Below are 15,885 nucleotides of genomic sequence, written 5' to 3'. Positions count from 1 at the left end.
GAGGGCCCGGCGTCACCCGGACCTCCCCGCCAGCGCCTCCGCCCGCAGCGCCCCGGCCCTGCGCAGCGCGGCCACCACCGGCTCGTCCGGATCCCCGGCCTCGCCGCGCGCGGCCGCGAGGGCCTGCTCCACCGTGGTCAGCGCGCCCAGCTCACCGCGCAGCGACCGCCCGAGCGCCGTGACCTCCCCCGCCGCGCGGGAGCGCGCCCGGCAGTGGAAGGCCAGCTCGCAGGCCGCGAGGCACTCCGGCGCATAGGTCGCGGGCACCGCGTCGACCGCGGCGGTCAGCTCGGCGGCGGGACGGGTGACGTCGAACGTCGTGCCCGGCGGCAGGCCCGCCGCGATGTCCTCGACGCGGGTGAGCCGGGACAGCTGGCGGCGGGTGACGGAGAGCTGCTTGCGGATGTCGACGGGGGACGCCGTCGGCAGGTTCGAGAAGTCCTTGGGGCAGACCAGGAGGACCTGGTCGCGCACCCGGGGCGCCGGGCCGTCGAGCCGGGCGGCCAGGTCCTCCAGGGCGAGGGCGTACACCGCGGCCTGCCGGGCGGCCGCGCCCACCTTCGCCGCGTCCGCCGAACCGTCGATCATCGGGAACGACTTGATCTCCACGACCGTCCACGTGCCGTCCGGGGCGACCACCACCGCGTCCGGTTCGAGGAAGGCCGGGGTGCCCGCGACGTCCAGGGCCAGCATGGGGTGGTCGAGGAGTGTCCAGGCCCCGGCGGCCGTGGCCTCGCCCAGGGCGAGCTCCGTGCGGGCCGCGCGGCCCCGCGGGCCCGCCGCCGTGAGGTCCGCCGTGCGCGCCTCGCCCGGCACCGGTTCGGGGCCGCCGCCCACGTGCGCGTGCGTGAGCCGGAGCAGCTCCGCGCCGCCGTCCGCCTTGACCCGCGCCTCGAAGGCGTGCCCGCGCATGAACGCGAACTGGGACTGCCCGAACGCCGACGGCGCGCCGAGCGAGCGCGCGAGCTCCGCCTTGGGTACGCCCGCGCCGTCCAGGAGCGCCCGTCTGCGACAGCCCGGGTTCGCCGCGAGCGCGGCGAGGGCGCGGGCGTCGAGCGGCTGCGCCGGTACGTCAGGTCCGCGCAGCTCCGCCAGCCGTCGCCGCAGCGCCGTCCCCGGTGTCGGCGGGGCGGCCTGCCGGTCGTGCGCCCCTCGGGCCGCGGGGGCCGGACTTGGCACCGAGCTTGCGCTGATGGGGAATTCGCTCACCCACGGAAGTCTGGCATCCGCCACTGACAACGGAGGCGTGTGCGCCGGAAGTGGCGTCCGCGGCCCGCCCCGCGTGCACGTGCGCGTCGGCGCCCTCGGCGGACGCGGTGTCCTGGCCGGAACCGGAACCGAACCGGCCGGGCAGCGCCGCCGCGACCACGGGCCGCAGGCGCGCCTTGAGCCGCCGCGCGAGCCGCTGGACCGGCTTGACCAGGAGCAGCCCCACGAGCATCACGGCGACGCCCGCGACCGCGTCCAGGAAGTAGTGGTTGGCGGTGCCCATCACGACGATCGTGGTCAGCAGCGGATAGGCGACCGCCGCCGTCTTGGCCACCGGGCCGCGCCCGTACCGCCACAGCATCACGCCGCACCACAGCGACCAGCCGACGTGCAGGCTCGGCATCGCCGCGTACTGGTTGGTCATCCCGCCGAGGCCGCGCGGGGCGCTGGCCTGGCCGCCCCACCAGCCCCAGTCGCTGTACTGCGCCATGGTGTCGACGAACCCGTGGCCGGAGTCCAGGAGGCGCGGCGGACAGGTCGGCATCAGCGAGAAGCCGATCAGGCCGATCAGCGTGGAGACCATCAGCCAGGTGCGGGCCGCGGCGTAGTGCACGGCCCTGCTGCGGAACAGCCAGATCAGGATCAGCGGGGTGACCAGGTAGTGCAGCGACGCGTACCAGAAGTCGGCCGGGACGCCGAGGGACGCGTGGGCGGTGAACAACCGGTTCAGCGGGTGTTCGAGGTTCAGGTGCACGGCCTTCTCGACCCGCAGGATGGACAGGCCGTGGTCGACGGCCGTGGTCACGTCCCCGCGCGCAAGGAGGCGGCCCGCCGAGTAGGCTCCGTAGACGAGCAGGATCAGCGGCAGCTCGGTCCACCAGCGCGGGCGGAGGCCGGGGACACCCCGTGTCCGGTGCCCGGATATGCCGCCGTTGCCGGCGCCCTGTGCCTCGGTGTGCGGCATCCGGTGGGTCCCCCATCTCAATTCGCGCTGTTCTCACTCAGTTCTCGCGGCGTACGGCCGCTGGGTCACTTTACGGCGTACGCGAAGGCCGACGAGCCAACCCCCTGGTGGTCATAGACGCAGAGATCGGCGCGCGGGTTGCTCATCGCGCGCGTGAGTGATGATGGAAGGAAACAGAAGGGCACATGAGGGAGCGGACGATTACTTGTCCGCTTTTGTCCCAGTCGATTTCTGACATATCGGCTCGCCTCGCTGCTGCCCCCGCTCCTCCTCGCATCTCCTTGGGAAGGCTCCTCATGGCACCGCGCATCCTGCTGGCCCGGCACGGACAGACCCAGTGGTCGCTGTCCGGCAAGCACACCGGCAGGACCGACATCCCGCTCCTGGACGAGGGCAGGCGCGGCGCCAAGCTGCTCGGCGAGCGGCTGCACCGGGCGCCCTACGACGGCCTGCCCGGCGTCGAGGTCCGCACCAGCCCACTGTCCCGCGCGCGCGAGACGTGCGAGATCGCCGGGTTCGGCGACCGGGCCGCGGAGTGGGACGCCCTGATGGAGTTCGACTACGGCGCGTACGACGGCCTGACCCCGGCCGACATCCAGGCGATCCGGCCCGGCTGGTTCATCTGGCGCGACGGCGTGCCGGACGGCGAGACGCTGGCGCAGGTCTCCGCGCGCGCCGACGAGGTGATCGACTGGGCCCGCGGCGCCGACCGGGACGTGCTGGTCTTCGCCCACGGCCACATCCTGCGCGCCATCGGCGCCCGCTGGCTCGGCAACGACATCTCCTTCGCCTCCCGCATCCGGCTCAACCCGACGTCCCTCTCGGTCCTCGGCTGGGCGTACGGGGAGCCCGCGATCGAGTCCTGGAACGAGACCGGGCACCTGGCCGGCTGAGCGGGCCCGCCGTCAGGCACGCGCGCGGGACGCGTGGTGCTCCAGGAAGTCGGTCACCCCTGAGGCGCGCCGGTGCGGGAGCAGCACGCGCGCGGTGGTGGCGAGCATCCCCTGGATGCGGGACGACTGGACCTCGTCGAGCAGCGCGAGCACCCGCAGGCCCGCCGCCGCGGCCTCGTCCGGGCGGCCCGCGCGGGCCAGGTCGTCGGCGAGCTCGGCGGTGTACAGGGCGATGTTCCGGGTGAACTCGGGCGTCTGCGCCGCCGCCACGTGCGCCGCCCGGTGCGCGTGCCGCGAGGCGCGCTCCCAGTGGCCGAGCGCCGACCAGCACTGGGCCTCCAGGCCCGCCAGCTCCGCGGGCCCGTAGAAGGTCATCCACTCCGGGTCCTGCGGCCCCGGGCCCCGGTCGAACAGGGCGTGCGCCCGCGACAGGGCCCGCTCGCAGCCCGCGCGGTCGCCGAGGCCCGCCCAGCCGCCCGCCTCGCGCAGCGCGATAAGGGACAGGAGCCGGGACGAGGCGACCTCCCGGGCGGCGCGCGCCGCGGCCTGGGCCGCCCGCACCGCCTCGCGCGGGCGCCCGGCGTCGCGCGCGAGGAACGCCGTGTTGCAGAAGGCGTGCGCCTCAAGGGCGGGGTCCCCGGACATCCGGGCCGTCGCGAGCGCCTCCGCGTAGTGCGAGCGGGCGTCGTCGAAGCGGCCCGAGTCGTGCGCCAGCCAGCCCACGGAGATGGCCAGTTCGCCCGCGCCCGCGTACAGCCGGTCCGCCGTGGCCGGGCGTGCGGTGCCCGCGTCGAGCAGGGCGTAGGCGGTGCGCAACGGGGCTGCGGCGCGGCGGTAGAGGCCGTCGGCGCCGTGCCGGTCGTCGAGCAGCCGGATCCGGCGGACCGCCTCCTCCACCGCGTGCACCTCGGCCTCGCTCGCCGTGCGGGGGCGCGGGACGGCGCCCGCCGCGGCTCCGGCGGGGCCGGTCAGGGGCAGGGCCGTCAGGGAGGCGGCCGCCACGGTGGCGGTGCCGCTGGTCATGAACGCGCGACGCCGCACGTCGCTCTCCTCGTCACTGTGGTTCTCTTCGTGGTGCCGGGGCCCGCCCGGGGCGGGGACGCGGCCCGGGCCGTGCGCCGTGGGCGCGCCGGAGTCCGTGCGCGCCCCCCGGCCGCGTACCGCCGCGCGCGGTGCGAAGCCGAGGTCCGTCAGCGTCCGGCCGGGGAACATGTGCAGGAACACCCGTTCGTACGCGTAGTTGGGGCAGCGGATCTCGCCCGCCTCGACGCGGCCGACGTACCGCGCGTCGCAGCTGACCCGCTCGCCGATCTCACGCGCGGCGCGCCGCACCAGGGCCGCGAACTCGCCCGGCGAGCGCTGCCCGCGCAGCCGCCGGAAGGCGAGGTTCGGCCGCGGCGGCGGGGTGGACGAGGCCGTGGAAGACGACGCCATGCCGGATCCTCTCGTGGGGACCGAGGCCCTCTCGTGGGGGGACCGTGCCGACGAACCGCCGGAGTCGCGCGCCGCGCGCCCCGCCCCCGCGCTGCCCCGTGGTCCGGCCGTGTCCCGGCGGAGCAAGAAAGTACCCTCTGTGACTCGGTGACGACGGGGAGTTCGGCTACAAACCGGATATCTCACCCGTGATCTGCCATGAACTGCCATCCTTTGCGGCGGCGTGGCGCCGTAGCCGTTGACGCGGTGGCGCGTTGAACCAGTGCGGAGAGGGAGCGAAGCGGCTTCCGCCCTGGCGAGGAGGGGTTCCCTTGTTGGAGGTCGGCATGGAGAACAGCGAATCTGGGGGCTCACTGACCACGGCGCGGCACCGGCCGAGCCAGGACCGCAGCGCCGGTCCCGGCGGCGGCGAGTCGCGCGGCCCCGCCCACCCCGGGCCCCGTGCCCACGAGCCGTACGCACGTCACGCCCCGTCCGCCCCGCACACCGCCCACGCCCCCTACCACCCCCACGCCCCCTACGTCCCGCACGGCGTCGACCCCTTGCAGGAGCACTGCGACCTGGTGACCGTGCCCGCGCGGCAGGGCCTCGAAGCCGTCGACATCCTGCGCAGGGGCGCCGGGCACGAGGCCGTGGGGCCCGTCCTGCACGACGGCGGCTGCGACACCCTCGGCTTCCTGGTGCCGCCCGGCACGGCCGCCGCGTGGGACCTGCCGGGCAGCGCCTGTACGCAGACCTTCGGCGGGCCCGGCACCGGCACCCAGGACCCGACGCCCCCGCCGCCCGTCGCCGGCACCGGCTGGCTGGTACCGCCCCGCCCGACGGACCCGGTCACCGACCCCGAGGCCCTCCGCGCGGCCCTCGGCGAGGCCCAACGGATGATCGAGGCGGCCGACAACTGCCGCTGAGCCCTGCCGGGGTGGCCAGCAGTTGATCGGCCTTCGGCCTCGTCCTCAAACGCCGGACGGGCTGATCAGTACCCCTGCGGGCCGCATCTCTTCTGCGGGCCCGCACCGGAGAGTTTCAGCCCGTCCGGCGTTTGAGGACGAGGCGCGGAGCGCCGAAAAGCGGGGGTACGGGGGCGGAGCCCCCGGGTCGGGAAGGGGCGGGGCTGGGGCGCACCGCGAGGGCGCCACCCCGCGGCCCCGGCGATAATGGCCCGATGGCAAGGAACAGGCGGAGCCGGGACGCGGCGCGGGAAGCCGTGGTCGAGGAGGTCGACGGCGGCCTCGCCGAACTGCTGCCCGACCGCGACCGCCCCCACGCCTGGACCCTCCTCATCGACGGCGCACCCCAGTCGCACGTCGACCTCGACGACCCCGCCCACCTCGACTTCGAGTACCAGCGCAGGCTCGGCCACATCGCCGACCTTGCCGCCCCGCCCGGCGCCCCCCTGCACGTGCTGCACCTCGGCGGTGGCGCCCTCACCCTCGCCCGCTACGTCGCCGCGACCCGACCCCGCTCCACCCAGCAGGTCGTCGAGCGCGACACCGCCCTCGTGAGCCTGGTGCGCCGCGTGCTGCCGCTCGACCCGCAGGCCCGCGTGCGCGTGCGCGGCGCCGACGCCCGCGAGGGGCTCGCCAAGCTGCCGGACGGCTGGGCGGACCTGGTGATCGCCGACGTCTTCAGCGGCGCCCGCACCCCCGCGCACCTGACGTCCGTGGAGTTCCTCGGCGACGTACGCCGCGTCCTGAAGCCCGAAGGGCACTACGCCGCCAACCTCGCCGACGGCCCGCCGCTCGGCTATCTGCGCGGCCAACTCGCCACCGCCGCCGCCGTCTTCCCCGAGCTCGCGCTCGTCGCCGACCCCGCCGTGCTGCGCGGCAAGCGCTTCGGCAACGCCGTGCTCCTCGCCTCCGCGCGCCCCCTGCCCATCGCCGAGCTCACCCGGCGCAGTGCGAGCGACCCGCACCCGGCGCGCGTCGAACACGGGCGCGCCCTCGTGGACTTCGGCGGCGGGGCGGCCGCCGTCACCGACGCGAGCGCGGTGGCCTCGCCCGCGCCGCCGCCCTCCGTCTTCCGCTGAGGCTGAGCCTTCGGGCAAGCGGGGGACATGACGCCCATGCCCGGCCAAAAGTCCCACGGGGCACCGGCGCCGTCCGCATGGCGTACGGTGCCGCCCATGGCTCGTGTGCTCGTCGTCGAGGACGACCCGTTCGTCCGCTCGGCCCTCATCCGGCATCTGTCCGACGCCTCCCACACCGTACGGAGCGTCGGCACCGCCCTGGAGGCACTGCGCGAGGTCGCCCACTTCCGGTTCGACGTGGTGATCCTCGACCTCGGCCTGCCCGGCCTCGACGGCGCCGAGGCGCTCAAGACGCTGCGCGGCGTCACCGACGTACCCGTGATCGTGGCGACCGCGCGCGACGACGAGGCGGAGATCGTCCGGCTCCTCAACGACGGCGCCGACGACTACCTGACCAAGCCCTTCTCCGTCGAGCACCTCTCCGCGCGCATGACCGCCGTGCTGCGCCGCGCCCGTGGCTCGGGCGCGTCACCGACGAGCCGGGTGCTGCGCGTGGGCGGCCTCGCCATCGACCCGCTGCGCCGCCGGGCCCAGCTGGACGGCGCGCCGCTGGACCTGACCCGGCGCGAGTTCGACCTGCTCACGTTTCTCGCCGGGCGGCCCGGCGTCGTCGTGGCGCGCAGGGAACTCCTCGCCGAGGTGTGGCAGCAGAGCCACGGCGACGACCAGACCATCGACGTCCATCTCTCCTGGCTGCGCCGGAAGCTGGGCGAGACCGCCGCGAGCCCCCGCTATCTGCACACCCTGCGGGGCGTCGGCGTGAAACTGGAGCCGCCGCCGAGGGGGGCGGCGTCGACGCCGCCCCCCTCGGTGCGTTAGGCCGCCGCTGGGTGCCGCAGTGGGCTGTGGGGCGTCCGCGAGCCGTCTTTGGCTGGGCGCGCAGTTCCCCGCGCCCCTTCGGGGCGCTCCCGCCCGGCTAACCGGCGCCCCGAGGCAGCTCCCCGCTCGCCGCGACCTTCGCGTACCAGCGGGCGCTCGACTTGGGCGTGCGCCGCTGCGTCTCGTAGTCGACGTACACCGCGCCGAAGCGCTTGCTGTAGCCGTACGCCCACTCGAAGTTGTCCATGAGCGACCACAGGAAGTAGCCCCGGACGTCGGCGCCCTCCAGGATCGCCGCGTGCACGGCGGACAGGTGTCCGTGCAGGTAGCGCACCCGGTCGGGGTCGTGGACCGCGCCGCCCTCGGGCTTGTCGTCGTAGGCGGCGCCGTTCTCCGTCACATAGAGCGGAACCCCGGGGGCCAGAGCGGTGTATTCGAGGAGCAGGTCCTTCAGTCCCGTGGGGTCCACCGGCCAGTCCATGGCGGTGAGTTCGCCGGGCGCGCGGTGGAAGGAGACCAAGGAGTCCGCGCCCGGCCAGGGGGAGTGGTCGCTGACCCCGTGCCCGTCGTGGCGCGGGGCACCGGAGGGGGAGGCGGCCGACACGACAGCGGGGGAGTAGTAGTTGATGCCGAGGAAGTCCAGCGGCTGCCGCGTGACGTCCAGGTCGCCGTCGCGCACGAAGGCCCAGTCCGTGACCCGCGCGGTGTCCGCGAGCAGATCGGCGTCGTACGCGCCGCGCAGCATGGGCCCGGTGAAGACCCGGTTGGCGAGCGCGTCGATCCGGCGCCGCGCGTCCAGATCGGCGGGCGACGAGGTGAGCGGGCGCACCGCGCTCGGATTGAGGCTCACCCCGATCCGGGCCCGGGCGGGCAGCGCCGCGCGCAGCGCCCGGACGCCGAGGCCGTGCGCGAGGTTGAGGTGGTGGGCCGCGCGCAGGGCGGCGGCGGGGTCGGTGCGCCCGGGGGCGTGCACCCCCGAGCCGTAGCCCAGGAAGGCGCTGCACCAGGGCTCGTTGAGGGTCGTCCACAGCTCCACGCGGTCGCCGAGCGCCCCCGCGACGATCCCGGCGTACTCCGCGAAGCGCTCGGCGGTGTCCCGCTCCGGCCAGCCGCCGCCCGCCGGGCCCCCGCCGGGCAGCGTCGATTCGAGCTCCTGGGGCAGGTCCCAGTGGTAGAGCGTGACCATCGGCGTGATGCCGTGCGCGAGCAGCTCGTCGACGAGCGCGCGGTAGAAGTCGAGGCCGCGCTGCACGGCGGGCCCGCGCCCGGTGGGCTGCACCCGGGGCCAGGACACCGAGAAGCGGTAGGCCTTGAGCCCGAGGTCCGCCAGGAGCCGCACGTCCTCGCGCCACCGGTGGTAGTGGTCGCAGGCGACGTCCCCGGTGTCGCCGCCGAGCACCTTGCCCGGCGTATGGCTGAAGATGTCCCAGATCGACGGCGTCCTGCCGTCCTCCCGCGCGGCCCCTTCGATCTGGTACGCGGCGGTCGCGGCACCCCACAGGAAGTCGGGGGGAAACCGCAGGTTCGCATCAGGCATGGAAGCGCTCCCATGGTTCGTACGGATAAAGGAGGGTTTCGTACGGATGGCGGAGTGGTTCATAGGGACGGAGGAGGGCAGGGACGGGAAAGGTTGGGAAAGGACGGGCTCACCCCTTGACCGCGCCCTGCATGATCCCGCCCACGATCTGCTTGCCGAACAGGACGAAGGCGAGCAGCAGCGGCAGCGTGCCGAGCAGCGCGCCCGCCATGATCACGGACTGGTCGGGGATCTGCCCCCGGCCGAGCCCGGCGAGGGCGACCTGCACGGTGGGCTCGCCGCCCTGGGTGAGCGCGATGATCGGCCAGAAGAAGTCGTTCCACGCTATGACGAAGGTCAGCATGCCGAGGACGGCCATCGCGGGCCGCGCCGCCGGGAAGACCACGTGCCAGATCAGCCGCAGACTGCTGGCCCCGTCCACCCGCGCCGCCTCGATCAGCTCGGTGGGCAGCGCCTCGCTGAGGTACTGCCGCATGAAGAACACACCGAAGGCGCTGACCAGCGTCGGCAGGATCACCGACTGCAGCTGGTCGGTCCACCCGAGCTCGGCGATCATCATGAACAGCGGTACGACACTGAGCTGCGGCGGCACCAGCATCGTGCCGATCACCAGGAGCAGCAGCAGGCCGCGGAAGCGGAACCGCAGCTTGGCGAAGGCGAAGCCCGCGAGCGTGGAGAAGAGCACCGTGCCGATGGTGATCGTGCTCGCCACCACCAGGGTGTTGAGTAGGGCGGTGCCCATATTGGCGTCGGTCCAGGCGATCTCCAGGTTCTTGAAGAGGTTCCCGCCGAACCAGAACGGGGGCGGCGTCTCGGCGAGCCGCGTATTGGTGCGGGACGCGGCGATCGCCGTCCACACCAGGGGGAAGAGCGAGCCGATGGCGAAAAGGGTCAGCACGGCGTACGTCAGCTTCCCGCCGTGCAGCTGCCGTCCGGCGCCGCGCTTCCTTGGGCCGCGCCCGCGCCGTACCGGCTCGGGTCCGGGCTCGCCGGTGCGCGGTGCGCGGCGCTCTCGCGTCAGTTCGGTCATGTCATCCCCTCACGCGCTCTTGCGGATCCACCGGCCGACCGCCCAGTTGAGCAGGCCGATCAGCACGAGAATGAGGAACATGGTCCAGGCGATCGCCGAGGCCCGCCCGAGGTGCTGGTTGAACCAGCCCTGCTCGTACAGATACAGGCCGAGCGTCTGGAACTGGTGGTCCGAGCCGCCCGTCGGGCTCGCGCCCTGGTTGAAGAGCAGCGGCTCACCGAACAGCTGCGTCGCCCCGATCGTCGACACCACGCAGGTGAACAGGATCGTGGGCCGCAGCGACGGCACCGTCACATGCAGGAACTGCTGCCAGCGGCTCGCCCCGTCGAGCGCCGCCGACTCGTACAGGTCGTGCGGAATGGCCTGCATCGCGGCGAGGTAGATCAGCGCGTTGTAGCCGGTCCACCGCCAGGTCACGATGGCGGACACCGCGATCTGCGCCGTCCAGTCACCGTTCTGCCAGTCCACGGCGTCGATCCCGACGAGCCCGAGAGCCCAGTTGATCAACCCGTGGTCGGTGCGGCTGAACATGAGCACGAACACGAGCGTCGCCGCGGCCACGGACGTGGCGTAGGGGGTGAGGATCGCGACCCGGAAGAACATGGACCCGCGCAGCCGGTAGTTGAGCAGGTGGGCGAGCCCGAGCGCCATCAACAGCTGCGGCACGGTCGAGATGACGCCGATGGTGAAGGTGTTGCGCAGCGCGTTCCAGAAGAACTCGTCGTCGAGCAGCCGCGAGAAGTTGCGCAGCCCCACCCACTCCATGTCGGTGGGCGCGCCCAGCTCCACGCGGTGCAGCGAGGCCCACCCCGTATAGAGCAGCGGAAAGAGCCCGAAGGCGACGAAGAAGAGGAAGAACGGCGCGATGAGGGCGTAAGGGCTGAACTTCACGTCCCAGCGGTAGAGACGGCTGCGCCGCGCCCGGCGGCGCTCGTCCCGGGCCGTGGCCACCGCCGGGGCGGAGGACACGGCCGTCTGGGCGTCACTAGGCACGTCGGTCACCGCGTCACTGGTCCAGGGCGTTGTCGATGGTCTTCATGGCCTTGTCCCAGCCCTTGTCGGGCGAGGTGCCCTTCTGGTCGACACCGAGCATCCCGACGTCGGCCAGGTACTGCTGGATGATTCCGTCCTTGGGGCCGATGGGCTGTACGGGCACGCCCTCGGCGGCCTTGGAGAAGATCCGGCCCACGGGCGCGTCACCGAAGTAGGGGTTCTTGGCGTCCTTCACCTCGGGCAGGTCGTACGCCGCGCTGGCGCTCGGGAAGCTGGCCCGCTTGTCGAACAGCTTGGCCTGCTGCCGCGGGGCGGTCAGCCAGGCGACGAGCTTGGCCGCCTCCTCCTTGTTCTTGCCCGCCTCGGGCACGGTCAGGAAGGAGCCGCCCCAGTTGCCGGGCCTGGGCGCGGAGGCGACGTCCCACTGGTCCTCGGCCTTGGCGCCCGCCTTGTCCTTGATGTAGCCGAGCATCCACGGCGGGCAGGTCACCGTGGCGAAGGAGCCGTTGGCGAACGCCTGGTCCCAACTGGGCTGGAACTGCTGGAGCTTCGCGGTGAGCCCGGCCTCGGCGAACTGGGCCGCGATGTTCCAGCCCTCCTTGACCGTCGGGCTGTCCTTGTAGATCAGCTCGCCGTCGGCGTCGTAGAACTTCTCCTTGCCGGAGGCGTGCACGGCGGCCATCACGCCCGCCGCGCCGTCCACGAAGGCGACACCCTTGGGCGCCTTCTCCTTGAACCGCTTGCCCGCCTGAAGGTACTTGCTCCAGTCCCCGGCCCACAGCTTGCCCACGGCCTCGCGGTCCGTGGGAAGCCCGGCCTTCTTGAACAGGTCCTTGCGGTAGCAGATGCCGGTCGGGCCGACGTCGGTGCCGAGGCCGATCGTCTTGCCGTCCTTGCTGGTGCCCTGCTTCCACTTCCAGTCGAGGTAGGCGTTCTTGTCGACGCCGGGGGCCTTGCCGAGGTCCATCAGCTTGTCCGCGTGGCTGCCGGTCAGCTCGGCGACGTTGCCGACCTCCACGGCCTGGATGTCGGACAGGCCGCTGCCGCTGCTCAGATGGGTGAGCAGCGCGGGCCAGTAGTTCTCGTTGCGCTGTACGGAGTTCTGCTTGATGTTGATGTCGGGGTGGAGCTTCTCGTACTCCGCGTACAGACCGGCCTCCTGGAGGCCGAAGGCGCCGAAGACGCCGACGGTGAGGGTCGTCTTGCCGCCTCCGCCCCCGCCGCCGGAGGAGCCACCGGCGTCCTTGTCGTCGGAGTCCTCCGCGCAGCCGGTGAGGGCTCCACCGGCGAGCGCGGCGACGGCCGCGAGCACCACGGTCGTACGGGGCATTCGAGTCCTGTAGCGAGTCCGGTCATGCGTCCTGCGGCTTCTGCTGTGGCGCATGGTGTCCTCCTAGTGCTCCGCCGTACCACCTAGCGGCCAACTGCCCTTTGGGGGTAATGAGTTGGAGAGGGGCGGCGCGGCCGGAGCGTGCGGATCGTGAAAGAGCCGAGTAGGGTGGGAGCGCTCCCATATTTGATGCCTTGAAGGGTTACGGCTCGCTGCGGGGGTGTCAAGGCACCGGACGGCAGGATTTGCGGGCCGTCGGCGCCGTCGCTGGTGGCCGGGGCCGGGCTGTTAGATTTCGCGTCGTGGGGAGGCACTGATGGGGAGTCGGCAGCCCAAGGGGCGCAGCGGGGGGCGGCCCACGCTGGAAGAGGTGGCCGCGCGGGCGGGCGTCGGCCGCGGGACGGTGTCCCGGGTGATCAACGGCTCGCCGCGGGTGAGCGCGCACACCCGCGCCGCCGTGGAGGAGGCCGTCGCCGAGCTGGGGTACGTGCCGAACACGGCGGCCCGCGCGCTCGCCGCGAACCGTACGGACTCGATCGCCGTGGTCGTCCCCGAGCCCGAGTCGCGGTTCTTCGCCGAGCCGTACTTCTCGGAGATCATCCACGGCGTGGGGGCCGCGCTCGCGGACACCGACCTCCAGCTCCTGCTGACCTTCGCGGGCGGCGACCGGGAGCGCCGCAGGCTCGCCCAGTACCTGTCGGCGCACCGGGTGGACGGCGTCCTGCTGGTGTCGGTGCACGCGGACGACCCGCTGCCGGACCTGTTGCAGCAGCTGGAGATACCGGCGGTGATCAGCGGCCGCCGCCGCGCGGACGAGCCGCTGGCCTCGGTGGACTCCGACAACTTCGCGGGGGCCCGCGCCGCCGTCACCCATTTGGTGGCCCGGGGCCGCCGCCGGATAGCCACGATCACCGGCCGCCTTGACGTGTACGGGGCTCAGCGGCGCCTCGACGGCTACCGCGATGCCCTGGCGGAGGCCGGGCACGAGCCGGACGAGGCCCTGACGGCGCGGGCCGACTTCACCGAGGAGGGCGGTCGGCGGGCGATGGCGGACCTGCTGGCGCGCAGGCCGGACCTGGACGCGGTCTTCGCCGCGTCGGACGTGATGGCGGCGGGCGCGCGTCAGGTCCTGCGCCGGGCGGGCCGCCGCATACCGGACGACGTGGCCCTGGTCGGCTTCGACGACTCGGCGATCGCCCGCCACATGGATCCGCCCCTGACGAGTGTGCGCCAGCCCATAGTGGAGATGGGCCGCACGATGACGGATGTCCTGCTCGCCGAGATCGCCGACCCCCGCCCGCTGGCGGCCCGCCGCCTCGCCCGCCCGCAGATCGTCCTGCCGACGGAGCTGGTCCCCCGCGCGTCGTCCTGAGGCGGGGCGGGGGCCCGGGTGCGCGGGCCCGGGCACGGGGGCCGGGCCGTAACGTGACGAAGGCCGGTCCGCCGAAGCGGACCGGCCTTCGCCGATCAGGGTGAGTGACGGGACTTGAACCCGCGGCCACCTGGACCACAACCAGGTGCTCTACCAACTGAGCTACACCCACCGTGAGCCGGTCTTTTGTCTTTCTTCTGACCGGCCGAGAAAAAGTGTACAGGGTCCGAAGGGGTGCTCGCGCACCCCTTCTTCCGACCCCGTCCACCGGGCCCTTTCGGGCCGCCTAGCTCGCGGGCAGGACGTGCTTCGCCGCGATGGACTTCGCCGTGTCCGAGTCGGGGCCCGGCTGCGGGACGAAGATCGCCTCGCGGTAGTAGCGCAGCTCGGCGATGGATTCGCGGATGTCGGCGAGCGCCCGGTGGTTGCCGTTCTTGTCCGGGCTGTTGAAGTACGCCCGCGGGTACCAGCGCCGGGCGAGCTCCTTGACCGAGGAGACGTCGACGATCCGGTAGTGCAGGAAGTTCTCCAGGGTCGGCATGTCCCGCAGCAGGAAGCCGCGGTCCGTGCCGACCGAGTTGCCGCACAGCGGGGCCTTGCGGGGCTCCTTCACGTGCTCACGGATGTAGTCGAGGACCTGCTCCTCGGCGGCGGCCAGCGTGGTGCCGCCGGACAGCTCGTCGAGGAGTCCCGAGGTGGTGTGCATCTGCCGCACCACCTCGGGCATGGTCTCCAGGGCTCCGTCCGGCGGGCGGATCACGATGTCCACACCTTCGCCGAGCACGTTCAGTTCCGAGTCGGTGACCAGGGCGGCCACCTCGATAAGTGCGTCATCCGTCAGCGAGAGCCCGGTCATCTCGCAGTCGATCCACACCATGCGATCGTTCATGCGCCCAACCCTACGGCGCGCTCCGCTGGCCGGGGAGCGGCGTGCGTCCCTGCGCGTACGCATCGGCGGTCTGCTTGCCCGCGTCCATGGCCAGGGACGCGGCCCCGAAGGCGCTCGCCGCCGCCGTACGCCGTGTCTGGGCCGGTACCGGACCCGGGGGCATGCCCGGATTCGGTCCCGGGACGGAACCGTGCCCGCCCTGCCCGCCCGGTCCTCCTGGAGAGCCCATCCCGTCCGCCGCCGAGACCACGGCGGGCGCGCTGGGCATGGCCATCGGGCCGCCGGTCGCCCCGGCGGCACCGTCCAGACCGCGCTCGCTCTGCGGCCTGCGCGCCCGGTACGCGGCGCGGTAGGCGGCGGGCGAGGAGCCGAGCTGGCGCCGGAAGTGGCCGCGCAGCGCGACGGGCGAGCGGAAGCCGCAGCGCCCGGCGACCTCGTCCACGGAGTAGTCCGAGGTCTCCAGGAGCCGCTGCGCCTGGAGCACCCGCTGGGTGATCAGCCACTGCAGGGGAGCGCTCCCCGTCAGCGAGCGGAAGCGCCGGTCGAAGGTGCGGCGGCTCATATAGGCGCGGGCGGCGAGCGTCTCCACGTCGAACTGCTCGTGGAGGTGTTCGAGCGCCCAGGCGACGACCTCGGCCAGCGGGTCGGCGCCGATCTCCTCCGGGAGCGACCTGTCCAGGTAGCGCTCCTGGCCGCCCGCGCGGCGCGGTGGCACGACGAGCCTGCGGGCGAGCGCGCCCGCCGCCTCGTTGCCGTGATCCGTGCGCACGATGTGCAGACAGAGATCGATTCCGGCCGCGGTTCCGGCCGACGTCAGGACGTCCCCGTCGTCGACGAACAGCTCGCGCGGGTCGACGTGGACGGACGGATATCGTTTGGCGAGCGTCGGCGCGTACATCCAGTGCGTCGTCGCCGGGCGGCCGTCCAGTAAACCGGCCGCCGCGAGGACGAACGCGCCGGTGCACAGACCGACGATGCGGGCCCCTTCTTCGTGTGCCCGGCGCAGTGCGTCGAGCGCCTCCAGCGGTGGCGGCGACGTGATGGACCGCCAGGCCGGGACGACGACGGTGCCGGCGCGCGCGATGGCCTCCAGGCCATGCGGCGCGGTGAGTTCGAGCCCGCCCGTGGTGCGCAGCGGCCCCTCCTCACCGGCGCATACGAGCAGCCGGTACCGGGGCACTCCCGCGTCCTGCCGGTCAATGCCGAACACGGAGAGTGGTATGGAACTCTCGAAGATGGGACCACCGCTGAAGAGCAGCACCGCGACGATTTCCCGACGGCGCCGCCCGGAGAGTTTGCGCGCCGCAGCTTCCTGCACGGCAGTGGAGTCGTGGCTCATGGCGCTAAGCCCCCCTCGGTCGTCGCGGCTCCCTGTTCTTGACGTGCTTG

General features: G+C 73.2%; 14 protein-coding genes and 1 tRNA gene. 5 read left to right on the top strand and 10 right to left on the bottom strand.

The window, feature by feature from the left end:
• Positions 1-12 precede the first annotated feature (12 nt).
• Together ACIG3E_RS08835 and ACIG3E_RS08830 are read right to left on the bottom strand one after the other, a co-directional pair.
• Complete coding sequence (locus tag ACIG3E_RS08835) at positions 13-1,179, bottom strand: hypothetical protein (RefSeq protein WP_399613525.1); 1,167 nt, start codon at positions 1,177-1,179, stop codon at positions 13-15.
• Positions 1,073-2,173: a phosphatase PAP2 family protein gene (locus tag ACIG3E_RS08830; protein WP_399613038.1), complete on the bottom strand. Its 1,101-nt coding sequence runs from the start codon at positions 2,171-2,173 to the stop codon at positions 1,073-1,075. Before ACIG3E_RS08830 ends, ACIG3E_RS08835 begins: the two co-directional genes overlap by 107 nt.
• Before the next feature lie 296 nt (positions 2,174-2,469).
• On the opposite strand from ACIG3E_RS08830, the gene ACIG3E_RS08825 reads away from it, so the two are divergent.
• Entirely contained in the window at positions 2,470-3,066 is a 597-nt protein-coding gene (locus ACIG3E_RS08825) for a histidine phosphatase family protein (RefSeq protein ID WP_399613036.1), read from the top strand.
• A 12-nt stretch (positions 3,067-3,078) separates the two neighbouring features.
• Here ACIG3E_RS08825 and ACIG3E_RS08820 read toward each other — a convergent pair whose 3' ends face one another.
• Complete coding sequence (locus tag ACIG3E_RS08820; protein ID WP_399613034.1) at positions 3,079-4,500, bottom strand: tetratricopeptide repeat protein; 1,422 nt, start codon at positions 4,498-4,500, stop codon at positions 3,079-3,081.
• A 326-nt stretch (positions 4,501-4,826) separates the two neighbouring features.
• Between ACIG3E_RS08820 and ACIG3E_RS08815 the strand changes: the two genes are divergently transcribed.
• The 3 genes from ACIG3E_RS08815 (at position 4,827) to ACIG3E_RS08805 (ending at position 7,345) form a co-directional block, all read left to right on the top strand.
• Positions 4,827-5,408: a hypothetical protein gene (locus ACIG3E_RS08815; protein WP_399613032.1), complete on the top strand. Its 582-nt coding sequence runs from the start codon at positions 4,827-4,829 to the stop codon at positions 5,406-5,408.
• A 254-nt stretch (positions 5,409-5,662) separates the two neighbouring features.
• Positions 5,663-6,526: a spermidine synthase gene (locus ACIG3E_RS08810; RefSeq protein ID WP_399613029.1), complete on the top strand. Its 864-nt coding sequence runs from the start codon at positions 5,663-5,665 to the stop codon at positions 6,524-6,526.
• A 96-nt stretch (positions 6,527-6,622) separates the two neighbouring features.
• Positions 6,623-7,345 carry a response regulator transcription factor gene (locus ACIG3E_RS08805; RefSeq protein WP_399613027.1) on the top strand — a complete coding sequence of 241 codons (723 nt, stop codon included), beginning with the start codon at positions 6,623-6,625 and terminating at the stop codon, positions 7,343-7,345.
• A 97-nt stretch (positions 7,346-7,442) separates the two neighbouring features.
• Here the strand turns inward: ACIG3E_RS08805 and ACIG3E_RS08800 are convergent, their stop codons facing one another.
• The 4 genes from ACIG3E_RS08800 to ACIG3E_RS08785 all read right to left on the bottom strand — a co-directional run bounded on the left by ACIG3E_RS08800 (position 7,443) and on the right by ACIG3E_RS08785 (position 12,235).
• Positions 7,443-8,882: a GH1 family beta-glucosidase gene (locus tag ACIG3E_RS08800; protein WP_399613025.1), complete on the bottom strand. Its 1,440-nt coding sequence runs from the start codon at positions 8,880-8,882 to the stop codon at positions 7,443-7,445.
• A gap of 109 nt (positions 8,883-8,991) precedes the next feature.
• Positions 8,992-9,912 (bottom strand): carbohydrate ABC transporter permease, encoded by a 921-nt coding sequence (locus ACIG3E_RS08795; RefSeq protein WP_399613022.1) that lies wholly within the window; start codon positions 9,910-9,912, stop codon positions 8,992-8,994.
• Between the two features lie 9 nt (positions 9,913-9,921).
• A complete protein-coding gene (locus ACIG3E_RS08790; RefSeq protein ID WP_399613522.1) occupies positions 9,922-10,905 on the bottom strand; it encodes a carbohydrate ABC transporter permease in 984 nt (327 codons plus the stop codon).
• 13 nt (positions 10,906-10,918) lie between these two features.
• A complete protein-coding gene (locus ACIG3E_RS08785) occupies positions 10,919-12,235 on the bottom strand; it encodes an ABC transporter substrate-binding protein (protein ID WP_399613019.1) in 1,317 nt (438 codons plus the stop codon).
• A gap of 316 nt (positions 12,236-12,551) precedes the next feature.
• Between ACIG3E_RS08785 and ACIG3E_RS08780 the strand changes: the two genes are divergently transcribed.
• The gene (locus ACIG3E_RS08780; protein WP_399613016.1) at positions 12,552-13,607 is read left to right on the top strand and encodes a LacI family DNA-binding transcriptional regulator; all 1,056 of its coding nucleotides are present in this window, start codon (positions 12,552-12,554) and stop codon (positions 13,605-13,607) included.
• Between the two features lie 99 nt (positions 13,608-13,706).
• Here ACIG3E_RS08780 and ACIG3E_RS08775 read toward each other — a convergent pair.
• From ACIG3E_RS08775 to ACIG3E_RS08765, 3 genes are all read right to left on the bottom strand, one after another.
• Positions 13,707-13,779: transfer RNA gene (locus tag ACIG3E_RS08775), tRNA-His, on the bottom strand.
• A gap of 114 nt (positions 13,780-13,893) precedes the next feature.
• A complete protein-coding gene (orn, locus tag ACIG3E_RS08770) occupies positions 13,894-14,496 on the bottom strand; it encodes an oligoribonuclease (RefSeq protein ID WP_138959861.1) in 603 nt (200 codons plus the stop codon).
• Between the two features lie 10 nt (positions 14,497-14,506).
• The gene (locus ACIG3E_RS08765; RefSeq protein ID WP_399613013.1) at positions 14,507-15,835 is read right to left on the bottom strand and encodes a helix-turn-helix domain-containing protein; all 1,329 of its coding nucleotides are present in this window, start codon (positions 15,833-15,835) and stop codon (positions 14,507-14,509) included.
• Positions 15,836-15,885 lie beyond the last annotated feature (50 nt).

This window comes from Streptomyces sp. NPDC053474, assembly GCF_044544845.1.
GTDB lineage: Bacteria > Actinomycetota > Actinomycetes > Streptomycetales > Streptomycetaceae > Streptomyces.
Note: the sequence above shows the minus strand (reverse complement) of the source record. Positions and strands in the feature narration are given on the sequence as shown.

Coding starts and splice junctions, on each gene's coding strand:
- ACIG3E_RS08830 (WP_399613038.1), bottom strand. CDS start 2,173: ATGCCGCACACCGAGGCACAGGGCGCCGGCAACGGCGGCATATCCGGG.
- ACIG3E_RS08825 (WP_399613036.1), top strand. CDS start 2,470: ATGGCACCGCGCATCCTGCTGGCCCGGCACGGACAGACCCAGTGGTCG.
- ACIG3E_RS08820 (WP_399613034.1), bottom strand. CDS start 4,500: ATGGCGTCGTCTTCCACGGCCTCGTCCACCCCGCCGCCGCGGCCGAAC.
- ACIG3E_RS08815 (WP_399613032.1), top strand. CDS start 4,827: ATGGAGAACAGCGAATCTGGGGGCTCACTGACCACGGCGCGGCACCGG.
- ACIG3E_RS08810 (WP_399613029.1), top strand. CDS start 5,663: ATGGCAAGGAACAGGCGGAGCCGGGACGCGGCGCGGGAAGCCGTGGTC.
- ACIG3E_RS08805 (WP_399613027.1), top strand. CDS start 6,623: ATGGCTCGTGTGCTCGTCGTCGAGGACGACCCGTTCGTCCGCTCGGCC.
- ACIG3E_RS08800 (WP_399613025.1), bottom strand. CDS start 8,882: ATGCCTGATGCGAACCTGCGGTTTCCCCCCGACTTCCTGTGGGGTGCC.
- ACIG3E_RS08795 (WP_399613022.1), bottom strand. CDS start 9,912: ATGACCGAACTGACGCGAGAGCGCCGCGCACCGCGCACCGGCGAGCCC.
- ACIG3E_RS08785 (WP_399613019.1), bottom strand. CDS start 12,235: ATGCCCCGTACGACCGTGGTGCTCGCGGCCGTCGCCGCGCTCGCCGGT.
- ACIG3E_RS08780 (WP_399613016.1), top strand. CDS start 12,552: ATGGGGAGTCGGCAGCCCAAGGGGCGCAGCGGGGGGCGGCCCACGCTG.
- orn (WP_138959861.1), bottom strand. CDS start 14,496: ATGAACGATCGCATGGTGTGGATCGACTGCGAGATGACCGGGCTCTCG.
- ACIG3E_RS08765 (WP_399613013.1), bottom strand. CDS start 15,835: ATGAGCCACGACTCCACTGCCGTGCAGGAAGCTGCGGCGCGCAAACTC.